The organism is Chryseobacterium cucumeris (genome assembly GCF_001593385.1).
Classification (GTDB): domain Bacteria; phylum Bacteroidota; class Bacteroidia; order Flavobacteriales; family Weeksellaceae; genus Chryseobacterium; species Chryseobacterium cucumeris.
This window is the reverse complement of the sequence record NZ_LUVZ01000043.1, coordinates 79,582-94,339: the sequence shown is the minus strand read 5'-3', so window position 1 is coordinate 94,339 and position 14,758 is coordinate 79,582. Positions and strand designations below refer to the sequence as shown.

The following is a 14,758-nucleotide window of genomic DNA, read 5'->3' as shown; positions in this document are numbered from 1 at the left end:
GCACCTTGTAAAAACATAAATGTTAATCAAATTCTAAACTATGAATAATAAGAAAACTATTCTTTCGGCCTCTGTTTTATTTTTCCTCGGTGTATTTACTTATGGACAGGAAAAAGACAGCATAAAAGCAAATAAAGACACCATAAAAACCAATACTGTAGAAGAAGTAGTCGTACTGGGTTCAAGAGCCGGTGCCAGATCTAAAGTAGACAGTCCGGTTCCTGTAGATGTATTCAATGTAAAAGAATCTTCTATTATCCTTCCACAAACCAATATCGGACAAATTCTTAATGCGGTTGCTCCTTCATTTACTTCTACCATTCAAACGAATTCAGATGGAACAGATCACCTGGATCCTGCACAGCTGAGAGGTTTAGGACCAGATCAGGTTTTGGTTTTGGTGAATGGAAAAAGAAGACATACTTCAGCATTGGTGAACGTCAACGGAACACCCGGAAGAGGAACTGTTGGTACAGATTTGAACGCCATTCCTTCTTTTGCTTTAAACAGAATAGAAGTATTAAGAGATGGAGCGGCTGCACAATACGGATCTGATGCTATTGCCGGTGTTATCAACCTTGACCTGAAAAGAGATACAAGAAAACTGGCAGGACAGATAAGCTATGGAGGAAATCTTACACCAACAGCTAATGACCACACCGGAGATTTTGACGGACAAAATATTCAGTTGGATTTAAACTATGGGAATAAAATCGGAACCAAAGGAGGGTTCTTTAATATTACATGGTCTTCACAATTCAGAAATCCAACGTACAGAGCAGGAACAGAAAGTGGTCCTATTTACAATGCTTATAACGCCATTGAACAACGTGCTTTGAATGACGGAGTGAACCTTTCATCTCTTTTTACGAATATCTATAATACTCCCAATTCACAGCAGCTTGTGAATTATATCCATCAGTATGCACAGAATGTAAATTATTTTTCTCAGGATTTGCAAAATTCAATCCAGGGAGCGAATACCATTTCTGCGCTACAGAATGTTTTGAAATCTGCCAATTTTACAAGAGATCAACTTAATTATATCACTGATCAGGAATTGGCTTACAGAGGACAGACAAGAAAGGATTTTAATATGCAGGTAGGGCAGTCTAAGCTTAACAATCACCAGCTTTTTGTGAATGCTGAGATTCCTGTAAGTGACAACTGGAAAGTATATACTTTTGGAGGTTATAGTATAAGACACGGAACTTCCGGAGGATTTTACAGAAGACCAAGTGAAAGCAGAACTTTTACAGGATTATATCCTAATGGTTACCTTCCACAGATCGGAACAGATATTCAGGATATCTCATTAGCAGCTGGAATCAAAGGAAAATGGGAAGGCTGGAATATTGATTTCAGTAATACATACGGACAGAATTCATTTACCTATAATATTCAGAATACAGGAAATACTTCTTTGCGTTTTGCTTCACCAAGAGAGTTTAATGCAGGAGGTTTAAGGTTTTCTCAGAATACCATCAATTTAGATTTCTCTAAAAAATATGATGTATGGGAAGGGATTAACGTTGCCTTCGGCGGAGAACACCGTTATGAGAATTTTAAAATTACCCAGGGAGAAGAAGCTTCTTATGCGACCTATGATGTTTCTGGAAATGTTTGGAACGGAAATTCTGTAAGACCTACAGATTTTTTTGGAGCATCGCTTCCGGGAGGTTCTCAGGTATTCAACGGGTTTAAACCTGGAAATGCAGTCGATAAAAACAGACAGTCAGTAGCAGCCTATGCAGATGTGGAATTCAACTTTACCAACTGGTTGTTAGTAGATGCAGCAGCCAGATATGAAAACTATTCGGATTTCGGGTCTACATTCAATTATAAACTGGCTTCAAGAATCAAAGTAGCGCCTAATTTCAATGTGAGATTTGCGGGATCTACAGGATTCAGAGCGCCATCAATCCACCAGATTTATTATAATGTAACCTCTACATTATTTACGAATAATCAGCTTTTGGAAGTAGGAACATTCAGTAATGATTCTCAGCTGGCAGGATTACTGGATATGCCAAAACTGAAGCAGGAAACATCCAAATCAGCAAGTGTAGGATTTACGTACAGAATTCCTTCAGCGAGTCTTACCTTTACAGCAGACGGATATTTCACGAGAATTGACAACCGTATTATTCTTACAGACCAGTTCTTAAAAGCGAATGTTCCTCAGAAAGCACAGGAAGCTTATGATCAGTTAGGAATCAATGCAGCGCAGTTCTTTACGAATGCCATTGATACGGAAACAAAAGGAGTTGACATTGTAATTTCACATAATACCAGATTCTCTGGATTTAAGTTGGATAACAATTTTGCCATTAACCTTAATAAAACAAAACAGGTTGGTGATATCCATTCTGCAGGACTTCTGCAGTCTCCACAATTGGAGAAGGTATATTTCTCTGAGAAATCAAGAGTGTATCTGGAAGAAGCAGTACCGAGAGTGAAAGCCAGTCTTTCTCATACGCTTTCATGGAAGAATGCAAGTTTATATCTGAGAAATACCTATTTCGGAAAAGTAACAGGAGCCGATATTATTGATGTAAACGGAGACGGAATTATTGATTTTAATGAACACCAGCAGATCGGAGATAAGATCATTACGGATTTATCTGCTGCTTATCAGTTTACCAAAAATGTAGGATTGACTTTGGGAGTAAACAATTTGTTTGATATCTATCCAACGAAAAACCTTACTGCTTCTACCAATAATGACCAATTCATCTATTCAAGATCTACTTCACAGTTTGGGCAGAATGGAAGGTATGTTTTTGCAAGATTGAATTTCAATTTTTAAATAAAACAAATGCATAAAAAAAACAGTTCAGAAATCCTGAACTGTTTTTTCTTTATGTAATATGAATTAAACTTTTATTTTTGAACCATTAAGATGTAATAAGAGTGTACGAGTATTAAGATAAGATTCGCTTTAAGCTTAAGAATCAGAAAGATTCATCTTAACTATACTTTATTTCTTCAATCCTCCTTAATGGTTTTTCTTTAAAAAATTTGAATCTTATCTTTCTACCAGTTCTTTCACTGGTTCACCATAATGGTCAATTTCAGTTGTTTTGATTTGAAGAAGCTGATACCACTTTCTGAAAGCTCCTGCAAATACAATAAGCATCAGAACCATGGCTGTTACCGCTAAAGCAGCCAGTAAATACTGTCCTTTAGGAATATAAATGGCTGTCACCTGAATATAACCGGCCCAAAAGGTAATTCCAGCCATAAACACCCCTGGAATAGCCGAACATAAAGCATATTTTCCCCTGTTCATTCTGATCAGCATCGTCGTACAGACAATAAGCCCGCAGGCTGCCAGCAATTGGTTACTGATTCCGAATAACGGCCAGATACTGTTCACATTTCCGGTGTACACCAGATATCCCCAGGCAAAGGTGAAAAGAAGACTGCTGATAATGATTCCCGGAATCCAGTTTTTATCATTGAATTTTGGAACTACGGACCCCAGCATTTCCTGTAAAAAGAAACGTCCGACTCTGGTTCCTGCATCAATAGCAGTAAGAATAAATACCGCTTCAAACATAATGGCAAAATTATACCAATAAGCCGTCAGCTGATCCATATATGGAATTTTATTAAAGATATGGGCCATTCCCACGGCCAGAGATACAGCACCTCCGGTTCTGCCGTACAGATCAATACCTATTTTCTGTGAGTAATAATCAATATCTACTCCGTGCAAAGAAGGATGAGCTGCCAGAAATGAATCATAAGCCTCTTTGGGAGTATTGATCGCAAAATAATCACCAGGCATCAGCGTACATGCTGCAATAAGTGCCATTAATGCGACAAAACCTTCTACCAGCATTGCTCCGTAACCAACAAAAAGAATTTCCCTTTCTTTATTCAACATTTTTGGAGTGGTTCCCGTAGCAATCACCGCATGGAATCCGGAAATCGCTCCACACGCAATTACAATGAAAATAAAAGGAAGGACCGGCCCGCCAATAATAGGCCCACCTCCATTAACAAAAGCTGTGATAGCAGGCATCTGTATCGTAGGATGGATAACGATTACTCCTATAGCCAGCATGATAATGGTTCCGATTTTTAAATAAGTTGAAAGATAATCTCTCGGAACCAAGAGAAGCCATACCGGCAATACAGAAGCAATAAAACCATAGAGAGGAATCGCTATAGAAATCGTTTTAATATCCCAGGAAAATAAACCATTCATCGTAGGATTCTGCATCAGAGTGTGTCCTCCAATAATCCCTGCAATCAGAAGAATTCCTCCCAGAATACTTGCAAACAGGACACTGTTCTTTTTATAACGCATAATCAATCCCATAATAATAGCAATAGGCATCGTAATGATTACTGTAAAAAGAGACCATGAAGCTTCGTGCATCGCGTTGATACAAGCCAAAGATAAACCTGCCAGCGTAAGAATCAAAATGAAGAGGATTGCAAAACCCGCCACCGTACCCGTTGCTTTCCCGATTTCTTTGGAAGCAATCGTGGCTAGACTTTGCCCTTTATGTCTCACTGAAGCAAAGAGCACAATCATATCATGAACACCACCTCCCAGTACGCATCCTATCAATATCCATAAAGCTCCCGGAAGATATCCGAACTGCGCAGCAAGAACAGGTCCTACCAAAGGACCAGCAGCTGCAATAGCCGCAAAATGATGCCCGAAAAGTACATTTTTATTGGTAGCCACGTAATCTTTACCGTCGGCAAATTCTACAGCAGGTGTCGTATTTCCGTCATTGAGCCTGAGAACTTTATTGGCAATGAAAATACCATAAAAGCGGTAAGCTATCGCAAAAAGAAGAACAGATACAAAGATGAGCGTAAGTGCGTTGATATTGTTTAAAGATTCCATATTCTTTATTTTTGTTGATGAAAAATTAAATTATTGGTACTTTTGTTGTTAATAATTTAAACAATAGCCAAGGTAATTAATTCTCAATGAAAAATATCAATATGTATATCAATCTAGCAAATTTATTATATTTGTATGTGTTAATGTTTTGATTTATAGTTATTTGAATTGTGTTTTGATGAGAGTATGTATATTACTTCTTCTGTGAAAGAATGAATTCCACCATCTGATCCGTAATTTGATCCAGATAAGCTTTATCAGTGGTGCCAAAGCCATGGACTCCGCCATCAACGACGATCAATGAGTTCTGTATTTTAGCTCTGTTTAATTTTCTGTGAAGCTTTTTAGACTGGCTTAAAGGGACAATTTTATCATTATTCCCCTGAACAATCAAAGTTGGAACTCCTCCGGAAACAAAATAGGCAGGGGAAATCGTTTTAAGATAGTCAATAGCACTGTCCTGATTTTTTCTGATATCAAACCCGGAAATTCCTTTGACAAGATTCTCCTGTAAACCGACAATTTTTTTGGACATTAATCCAATGAGTGCTACCGGGATTGTGCCTAATTTGGTGTGGAAAAGTTTGTTGAGGTCTGCAGGGCCATAGTGATCAATCACATAATTCACCTTAGCCGAATAAGAGGAAAGTTCCGGATTACCCAGATAAGTATTGTCTGGTGTATAGGCTGCCATCAGAGAAAGATGAGCTCCGGCAGAAGCCCCGAATAACCCGATATTATTGGGGTCGAAATGATATTTCTCTGCATTTTTTCTTACCCACCTTATGGCATCTTTGGTGTCTTCCAGAGGCAAAGGAAAATGAATGCTGTCACTTAAAAGCGTATAATTAATACTGATCACCGCATATTGTTTGTTTATCAGTTTTTTTACAGTCGTTTCAAGATAATTATCTGCATTTACCACTTTGTCACCTTCTACCCATCCGCCTCCATGAACGTAGATCAATACCGGAAGCTTTTCAGTGGTGGCATTCTTGGGAGTATAGAGATCAAGAGCGAGAGGTTTCCCCTTTTTGTTTGTTTTGTAGACGATATCTTCGGAAACTGCTGCAATTTCAGGAAGTAATGTACTTTTTATAGCAGAAGCTTTGTTTGGTCTTAACGGTAATTCTTGTGAAAAAAATAAATTAGAAAATCCTATAATTAAAACAAAAAACAGGTTTGTGAAAAACCTGTAGATTGATATGTTGTTTGTCGATAAATTCATAATAAATTTTTAAGAAAAGTGTTACTTTACTAACTCCTCAAAAAGCTTACCAAAAGTGACATTCAGATCCTTTGATTTTCCCGGATGAGGTCTTGAGGTCTGGACTACAGAACTTCTTACCGCTGTCAGCCATCGGAAACGTTCCGGAATATCAAGAAAAGCAATAGGACCGCCATCTTTCTCACCGTTAGCAATTTTTTGAAAGCTTTCAAGATTGTGGATGATATCATCGTAATCCAGTTTGCTGTGCATCAGTTTAAATTTGTCCGGACATAAATAGAATTCCACTCTGATGAATTTTTCCTTCTTGGAAAACATCACCAGTCCGATATTGAAAAATTCTTCTCTTTCAACTTTAGGTACCAGGCGTATTACCGCATATTCATATATTTTATCCTCTTGCATTTTTCGCTTCGTTTACAAAGATTTGAGAATTTTCTAATCTGGTTTTCATAAACTGAAAATAGATCTCACGGATTTCTTCTGGCGTTTCGTCAGCATCATTCCAGTGTAACCAGTCTTCAGGAATCATATTGACAATATTTCTGAAAAGAGTGTCATTCAAAACTTCGTGGGCAAATTTATCCGCTTCATCAAGCATTTTGGCCTTAGGAAGAAGCACATGATCTTTCACATATTTGAAAGGCGTTTTGGCCGCTGCATCAAAATTCTGCCATGAGTGGTGAAAGTAGAACGAAGCACCATTATCGATGATCCAAAGTTCTTTATGCCACATCAGCATATTGGTATTTTTAAAAGTACGGTCGATGTTGGTAATGAATGCATCCAGCCATACTATTTTTGAAGCAAGAAGCGGATCCACACTTACTCCCGGATCATATGTAATAGAACCGGAAAGATAATGTAACCCAAGATTCAGACCTTCAGAAAACTTCAGAAGATCCTGTATTTCCTCATCGGCTTCCGTTCTTCCGAAATCAGCATCAAGATTAACGAAAACAAGTTCAGGAATTTTAAGTCCCAAAGCTTCGGTAATTTTCCCGCCCAACAGTTCGGAAATCAGCATTTTTACCCCATGGCCTGCGCCACGGAATTTTAAAACATATTTGAAATCATCATCAGCTTCTGCCAGAGCCGGAAGAGATCCTCCTTCTCTCAAGGGCAGAATGTAACGCATCACGGTTACAGTTCTTAAATTCTGCATGCAGCAAAAATAAGCTTATTTTTTAATAATTTTTTTAGTGAATTCCTTTTCTCCTGTTTTATATTGCAGGAAATAAACTCCGCTGGTCAAATGTTGAAGTGAAATACTGTAGCCAGTCTCTGTTTTATTCAAATGATGAGGAATGATTTTTCCTGAAGCTTCTGTAAGGGAAATTACTTCAAATTTCTTTTTAGAAACAATGTAAATAAGGTTTTGAACAGGATTTGGATAGATTTGAATTCCATTTTCTATAGTTGTTTCTGCTGTATGTAATGTGCTTACAACAACCAGTTTTGTTTTGGTCGTAGTTGCTCCGCAGGCCTCTGTAGTAAGTTTTACATGATAACTTCCTCCCACAGTATAGGTGTGTGTCGGATTTTCCAGCGTAGAAGTCGTTCCATCACCAAAATCCCATGAATAATTGGCCGCATTCTGGGTTGCATTCGTAAACTGAACGTTTCCTGCTCCGGTAAGCTGATAAGTAAATCTGCTGTGAACATCATTGTTGGTTACATACCATTTATCAGGCTGGTTATACACTTCTGTTTTCACAATATCTTTGATCAGTTGAGCCTGTGCCGGAGTAAGATTTCCATTAAAAGGAGTCTGGGTAGGATCTTTCTTGAATATAATCGTATAAAATGTATACGCAGCTGCCATAGAACCAATGTAGCTCGGGTGCGATTCATCCTGATCATACAATTCAATTGCTGGGTTTTGTTCTCTGATCGTTCTCCAGACTTTACCTACAGGAGAGACAATACCTTCATTGTTCATCGCCATTTCCATGTAACGGTTATAAATTTGAGTGTCCATTCCCTGATATGTGCAGACTGTGGGAAGTCCTGGACAGTTGGTTGCATCACCATTTTTACGGCCCCAGGTCATATAGAAAATAACATTTCCACAAGGATTGGCTGTTTTAATTAAATTGGAAAGCTGAAGAGCATAAGGATACACCTGATTTTGTACCTGTGAATCGGGAAACGAAGGAAGCTGGCTCTGTTCCTGTAAAACCACGTAATCCCAGTTTCCCTGATTAATATCTGAAGTGACATTCGGATTGTTGGCATGATCCTGCAGGGTAGCACCTCCCGGAGTCTGGCTGTGATGTTCGAATACATCACCATTAGATGCAGCAATGCTTTGAATAAGGCCAGGTAAATTGTTAACATAAGTATAACTGTTTCCAATAAAGAATACCCTTTTGGTCGTCTGGCTCAGGATGAAAGAAAATGTAATTAAAGATAAAAAAAGTAGAGTTTTTTTCATAAATTTCAGTTTGAATTCATCCTATAAATATAAATAATATTAAGTAAAACCCATTTGTTTTATGAATTTGATTATAGAAAAGAATATATACTTAGAAAATAAAGAAACAAAAGGTTTTCTTGCTGATGCTTTTTATAAAGACAGTCAAAAAAAACGTCCCCTGATCATATTTGTTCACGGATATAAAGGGTATAAAGATTGGGGAGCCTGGAATCTGATGGCTGAAAAGTTTGCGGAAGCAGGTTTTTTCTTTGTCAAGTTTAATTTTTCACATAACGGGACTACAACTGATGATCCGTTCAACTTCGGAGATCTTGAAGCTTTTGGGCAGAATAATTATTCTAAAGAACTTTCAGATCTTGGAGTGGTAATTGATCACTTTAGTAAAGATCCCCATGTGGATGATGAAGAGATTGTGCTGATCGGGCACAGCAGAGGAGGAGGAATTTCTATTGTTAAAACTTTTGAAGATGAAAGGATTAACGGGTTGATTACGTTGGCTAGTGTGGATACTTTAAATCGTTTTCCAAAAGGAGAAGCCTTGGAGAACTGGAAAAATAATGGTGTTTATTATGCTTTAAATGGGCGTACACAACAGGAAATGCCTCATTATTATCAGTTTTATGAAGACTATGAAAAGGATATTCACCGTTTTGATGTAGAACGAGCTACAGAAATGGCTAAAGCTCATATGCTGATTATTCATGGAACAGAAGATGAAGCGGTAGAGGTGAAGCAGGCAGAACATCTTCATATTCTTCACCCTAATTCTGAGCTTTTTCTGATTGAAAATGCCAACCATACTTTCGGGGGAAAAGAACCATGGGAAGGAAATGATTTACCAAAAGATCTCCATACTGTAACTGAAAAATGCATTGATTTTATCAAAGAAAAATTGAAATAAAACATTTAAAACTACGTTATTATATAGTAACCACCATAAAATATATTTATGAAAAAAATTATTGCAGGCGCATTTGCGCTTTCACTATGTGTTGTTTCATGTAAAAAAGAAACAAAAACCGAATCTTCTGTAAGCAGTGATACTTTGGCAACCGTAATGCCTAAGGATTCCGTAACAACTCCAAAAGCAGATTCAGCGGCAACTGCAGCTCCTTCTGCTCCTGATAATGTTATTACCAAAAACGTGGGTAAATATCCTCATGATATTAAATTCTTTGAAGATAAAGGTATTTCAGAAAGACTGAAAAAACTTACCGGTGCTCAGTATGATGAAATGGTAAAGAATTTCAACGTGGAAAGTCCTATTGCATCAGAAAATGGAATCTACAAACTGACTGGATGCAAACAACACGACTGTCCGGGATATGACACAAGCATTTACTATGATGCTAAAAATGACAACCTGAATATTTCTATTGATAAAAACGGTAAAGCAACAGAATTTGCAGAAAAAGGAAAAATTACTGTTTCAGAATCGCTTAAATCCAAATAACAGAAAAGGAGTGAAACTTTCACTCCTTTTTTATTGATGATCGATAGATATCTTTAGTTCGTTTTAACAGCGTTCTTTTTTACTGCCTTTAAAAGACTTCGAAAGTTTTTCATAGTCATCATTTCTGTTGAAGGATCAAAGATAGTCACCTTTTGATCTTTTTCCACCGAAACTTCTGAATATGCTTTGAGAGAATATATTTTCTTCATAGTGCTGATATCATAGACATCCATCGTTGCAAAAGTTTCATTTTTTTTATATTCATATTGCGTTCCCATTGAATTGTCTAGACCGTTTCGCACTTTCATGGTGTAGATGTTTACCAGGAAATTGAAATCAGAATTTCTTTTCAATACCTCAAGATCTTCAGTTTCCGGATCAAAAGGAATACTATTCTGAATGATATTTTCTGCTTTTGCCGTTTTTAAGTCAAAGGCTTTGCCATTGCTTAAATCCTGGAATAGTTGAAATGCTTCCTTGCTCATCATTTCCCGGTGGTGCGAATCTACATCCGTTTTGATGTTGTTAATCAGCCACTTTTTGTCCTTCGAAAACACCAATGATTTGCTGTAAATCCCGTAATCTTTTCTTACAGGATAATAACATGACTGTAAGGTGATTAAGAGAAAAAGGAAGAATATATATTTTTTCATCTATAAATTCAGACTACTTAATTAAAATCTTCCAGGCTTCTTCAATTTTACTTTCCAGAAGTAATTTCTGGGCATCTAGATGGATGTTTTCATCGGCATGAAAGTCTCCGGCTGGTAATACTTCCGTATTGGCAAGCATTCCAAGGTCATTTCCTGTAAAGACTTTACTGTATTTAATAGGATCTGGCAGCAGATCGAAACCGATTCCTTTTGTTACCAAAGGTTTGGGTACTTCAAAAAGACTGTTTTCATTGCTTCTGGAATACCAGTTGCTGCCTAAACGGGCTACCATATCCAGTTTTTTCTGATCCAGATTTCCTGCTTCATTCAAATATTCTTCTCTGATATGGATTTTCTGAACTTCACAGATTACCAGATTTCCTGCTCCGCCCTGATCACCCAATGATTTTACCTCTAAAACCTTACATTCAAAGTTAACAGGGCATTCTTCAATAAGCTTAGGCTGTACAAGATCTGCATCTTTCATGGTAAGGCCGGATTTGATAAATTCATTCACTCCGGTTTCGTATTCTGTAGATGCTAAAGAGATCTGTTGTACAATCGGAAAGTTTACTGTTCCAATGACTACTTCAGGTACTTCAAGAACATTTTCCAGTGTATGTTTGGTAGTATTGTCACGAACTCTTCTCGATGGTGAAAAAATCAGAATCGGAGGAACCGTGCTGAACATATTAAAAAAACTGAACGGAGATAAGTTATTATTACCGTCTTTATCTACAGTAGATGCCAGTGCAATCGGTCGTGGTGAAACGGCCGTCTGCATAATGGTCTGCAGTTGTACGGAGGTTATCTCGGAGGGGATTACTGTTTTCATGTTTTTACTTTAAAAGATGCTTCGACTCCGCTCAGCATGACATTTCGAATACTAACTGTTAAGCAGTATATTTCTAGCGATGTCATCCACCAAACCTTATAGGTTTTCAAAACCTATAAGGTTTAATAGTAGTATTGTGCAGAGCTAAAATTTAGATAAAAATTAAAGTGCTGGAATGATTTTACCGGAAACTTCCCCGAAACCTACTCTTACACCATCTTTTTCAGCCCATGCTTTCATGGTAACCGTATCATTGTCTTCGATGAATTTTCTTTCTTCACCGTTGCTTAATGATAAAGGATTTTGTCCTCTCCATGTAAGTTCAAGCATAGAACCGAAAGATTTCGGGTCACTTCCGGAAATGGTTCCACTGGCGTACATATCACCAACTTCTACGTTGCAACCGTTTACGGTATGGTGTGCCAGTTGCTGGGTCATATTCCAGTACATGTGTTTGTAGTTGCTTTCACAGATCAGATTCTGATCTCCGTTTTCAGGCTGGATATATACTTCAAGGTTGATATCGTAATTTTTATCACCTTCAAATTTTAAATATTCTAAAACCTCAGGATCCTGCACTGGAGAAGCAGTTCTGAATGGTTCCAAAGCTTCCAGTGTAACCACCCATGGAGAAATGGATGAACCGAAGTTTTTCGCAAGGAATGGCCCTAGCGGAACATATTCCCAGGATTGAATATCTCTTGCAGACCAGTCATTGAAAACAACCATTCCGAAGATGGCATCTTCTGCATCTTTGGTAGAGATACTTTCTCCCATCTCTGTATTTTTATTGATGATAAAGGCCATTTCCAGTTCGAAATCCAGTTGTTTACATGGTCCGAAAACTGGTTTGTCTGCATCTGCAGGCTTCATCTGACCTTTAGGACGGTTGATTTCCGTTCCGGATACTACGATAGAAGATGCTCTTCCGTGGTAACCTACCGGTAAATGTTTCCAGTTGGGTAATAAAGCATTGGCAGGGTCACGGAACATTTTTCCTACGTTGGTAGCATGTTCGATGCTGCTGTAGAAGTCCGTGTAGTTCGGGATGTGCACAGGCATCATCATTTTTACTTTATCCAGGTCATAGAAAGCTTCTTCAATAGTTTTCTGATCTTTTGATAAAATTGATCCTTCCTGTAATAAGGTTTGGATTTTAGTACGAACAGCGTTGGTAACAGGTTTACCCAGCTCGATAAATTCGTTGATGGTATACGCTTCAAAAACATTGTCGTCTAATCCTTCAATATCTTCAAAATACCCAAGATCGTACAATGTAGCAAGGTCAATGACCTGATCTCCGATTCTTGTACAGCATCCGATATATTCTTTGTTAAAAACTGCGACTCCGAAAGGAATATTGTGTATAGAAAAATCCGAATTTGAGGAATAGTCTACAAATGATTTCATAAGTTTAGATTTTAGTTAGATTCAATATCATCCGGAGAATTCCCCGGAACATTTATTTGGTCTTTTTTGAGTAAGAGGCTTCATCAATCCATCTGTCTCTGGTATTGACATCAATAAGGTACAGAATATTGTCCTGTTGTGTCAGCAATAAAGTCTTCGTGACAGGCATTGGGATTTTTTTGTTTTCAAGCATGTCTGCTCTTAAAGAAATAATATTTTTTTTCCTGATGATATCACCGGTGAAAACATTGGAACTGCTTTCTCCAGTTGCTTTATCATCGAAAACTTCTACATAGGTGGCATTATTCCCTTTGATAATAATAAAGTCCCTCTCCGTATGGTCGTCTTCATCTTTAATAAAAACAAACTTTTTGTTGTCAATATTTACATTTTCAAGATGCTGATTGATGCCTTTTCTTTGTTCAAGTCGGTTAAGGATTTCATTCAAAGTTCCATATTGGGCTTTAAGCCCTAAGGTTCCCAGAAGGAAAATCCCGATAAAAAGTTTTCTCATATACTGTGTTTTATAAAAAAGTTTTGCCAGAATACAGTATTCTGACAAAACTTATATTTTATTGTAAAATTAAAGATTACCTCTTCTTTCCTGTTCTCTTTCTAATGCTTCGAACAATGCCTTGAAGTTTCCGGCACCAAAACTCTGTGCGCCGTGTCTTTCAATAATTTCGAAGAATAGAGTAGGACGGTCTTCTACAGGCTTCGTAAAGATCTGTAATAAGTATCCTTCTTCATCATGATCAATAAGTATACCTAACTCCTGAAGTTTTTTAAGATCTTCATCAATATGACCAACTCTTTCAGGAACCATGTCGTAATAAGCTTCCGGTGGAGCAGAAAGGAACTCTACACCACGTTTCTTCAATTCAGTTACGGTGTGGATAATATCCTTTGTTGCCACGGCGATGTGCTGAACTCCTTCACCTTCATAGAAATCAAGATATTCTTCTACCTGAGATTTCTTTTTACCTTCTGCAGGCTCGTTGATTGGGAATTTAGCATATCCGTTTCCGTTTGACATTACTTTAGACATCAATGCAGAATATTCTGTGTTGATCTGCTTGTCATCAAAAGAAAGGATGTTTACAAATCCCATTACTTTTTCATACCATTCTACAGTTGGGATCATTCTGTTCCAGTCAACATTTCCCACACAGTGGTCTACGTATAATAAACCTGCTTCTTCAGGCTTATAATCACTTTCCCACTTTTCATAACCAGGCATGAAAGCTCCGTTATAATTTTTTCTTTCCACAAACATGTGAACGGTTTCTCCGTATGTATAGATACCGGACATTCTTACCTCACCATGCTCATCAGTTAACGTTACAGGCTCTAAATAAGGTTTTCCACCTCTTTTAGTTGTTTCTTCGAAAGCTGCATAAGCGTCATCTACCCAAAGTGCCAAAATTTTTACTCCGTCACCATGTTTTTTTACGTGCTCGCTGATAGGAGAGTCAGATTTAAGTCCTGTTGTTAATACCAATCTGATTTTTCCCTGTTGAAGCACATAAGATGCACGGTCTCTTACTCCTGTTTCAGGACCCGCATAAGCTACAGACTGAAAACCGAAAGCGGTTTTGTAATAATGGGCAGCCTGTTTTGCATTTCCTACATAAAACTCAATATAATCTGTACCGTTAATCGGTAAGAAATTTTCTGCTTGAGCTATTTTCTCGGCAAATGTAAGTGTTGACATATTTTCTCTTTTACTTTTATTTTATTGGTATGCAAATTACAAAATTCTTAGATATGGCGAAAATATTCCCAAGGATTCATTGAATATATTTAACATAACGTTAAAGAAGAGTTTACTTAAGTATATTTAAGTTTCATAAGTCTAAAATCATCTGC

13 protein-coding genes are annotated in these 14,758 nt (G+C 37.5%); 3 read left to right on the top strand and 10 right to left on the bottom strand.

Annotated elements, in window-relative coordinates; genetic code table 11:
* Positions 1 to 40 precede the first annotated feature (40 nt).
* Complete coding sequence (locus A1704_RS17670; protein ID WP_062675388.1) at positions 41 to 2,809, top strand: TonB-dependent receptor plug domain-containing protein; 2,769 nt, start codon at positions 41 to 43, stop codon at positions 2,807 to 2,809.
* A gap of 219 nt (positions 2,810 to 3,028) precedes the next feature.
* Here the strand turns inward: A1704_RS17670 and A1704_RS17665 are convergent, their stop codons facing one another.
* The 5 genes from A1704_RS17665 to A1704_RS25050 all read right to left on the bottom strand — a co-directional run bounded on the left by A1704_RS17665 (position 3,029) and on the right by A1704_RS25050 (position 8,535).
* Positions 3,029 to 4,870 carry a carbon starvation CstA family protein gene (locus A1704_RS17665; RefSeq protein WP_174525204.1) on the bottom strand — a complete coding sequence of 614 codons (1,842 nt, stop codon included), beginning with the start codon at positions 4,868 to 4,870 and terminating at the stop codon, positions 3,029 to 3,031.
* A 193-nt stretch (positions 4,871 to 5,063) separates the two neighbouring features.
* Positions 5,064 to 6,098, bottom strand: a complete 1,035-nt coding sequence (locus A1704_RS17660) for an alpha/beta hydrolase (protein WP_062675387.1) — start codon at positions 6,096 to 6,098, stop codon at positions 5,064 to 5,066.
* Positions 6,099 to 6,119: 21 nt separating this feature from the next.
* Positions 6,120 to 6,503 (bottom strand): DUF3037 domain-containing protein, encoded by a 384-nt coding sequence (locus A1704_RS17655; protein WP_062675386.1) that lies wholly within the window; start codon positions 6,501 to 6,503, stop codon positions 6,120 to 6,122.
* Positions 6,490 to 7,263: a HipA family kinase gene (locus A1704_RS17650; RefSeq protein WP_062675385.1), complete on the bottom strand. Its 774-nt coding sequence runs from the start codon at positions 7,261 to 7,263 to the stop codon at positions 6,490 to 6,492. Before A1704_RS17650 ends, A1704_RS17655 begins: the two co-directional genes overlap by 14 nt.
* 15 nt (positions 7,264 to 7,278) lie before the next feature.
* Entirely contained in the window at positions 7,279 to 8,535 is a 1,257-nt protein-coding gene (locus tag A1704_RS25050) for a PKD domain-containing protein (protein WP_062675384.1), read from the bottom strand.
* Between the two features lie 61 nt (positions 8,536 to 8,596).
* On the opposite strand from A1704_RS25050, the gene A1704_RS17640 reads away from it, so the two are divergent.
* Together A1704_RS17640 and A1704_RS17635 are read left to right on the top strand one after the other, a co-directional pair.
* Entirely contained in the window at positions 8,597 to 9,439 is an 843-nt protein-coding gene (locus A1704_RS17640; RefSeq protein ID WP_062675383.1) for an alpha/beta hydrolase family protein, read from the top strand.
* Positions 9,440 to 9,487: 48 nt separating this feature from the next.
* On the top strand, positions 9,488 to 9,991 hold the full coding sequence (locus tag A1704_RS17635) for a hypothetical protein (protein WP_062675382.1): 504 nt from the start codon (positions 9,488 to 9,490) through the stop codon (positions 9,989 to 9,991).
* Between the two features lie 53 nt (positions 9,992 to 10,044).
* Here A1704_RS17635 and A1704_RS17630 read toward each other — a convergent pair whose 3' ends face one another.
* The 5 genes from A1704_RS17630 to hppD form a co-directional block, all read right to left on the bottom strand.
* Complete coding sequence (locus tag A1704_RS17630; RefSeq protein WP_062675381.1) at positions 10,045 to 10,644, bottom strand: hypothetical protein; 600 nt, start codon at positions 10,642 to 10,644, stop codon at positions 10,045 to 10,047.
* Positions 10,645 to 10,657: 13 nt separating this feature from the next.
* Positions 10,658 to 11,479 (bottom strand): flavin reductase family protein, encoded by an 822-nt coding sequence (locus A1704_RS17625; protein ID WP_062675380.1) that lies wholly within the window; start codon positions 11,477 to 11,479, stop codon positions 10,658 to 10,660.
* Positions 11,480 to 11,641: 162 nt separating this feature from the next.
* The gene (gene fahA, locus A1704_RS17620) at positions 11,642 to 12,889 is read right to left on the bottom strand and encodes a fumarylacetoacetase (protein ID WP_062675379.1); all 1,248 of its coding nucleotides are present in this window, start codon (positions 12,887 to 12,889) and stop codon (positions 11,642 to 11,644) included.
* A 52-nt stretch (positions 12,890 to 12,941) separates the two neighbouring features.
* Complete coding sequence (locus A1704_RS17615; protein ID WP_062675654.1) at positions 12,942 to 13,403, bottom strand: hypothetical protein; 462 nt, start codon at positions 13,401 to 13,403, stop codon at positions 12,942 to 12,944.
* 69 nt (positions 13,404 to 13,472) lie between these two features.
* Positions 13,473 to 14,603 carry a 4-hydroxyphenylpyruvate dioxygenase gene (gene hppD, locus A1704_RS17610; protein ID WP_062675378.1) on the bottom strand — a complete coding sequence of 377 codons (1,131 nt, stop codon included), beginning with the start codon at positions 14,601 to 14,603 and terminating at the stop codon, positions 13,473 to 13,475.
* Positions 14,604 to 14,758: the final 155 nt, after the last annotated feature.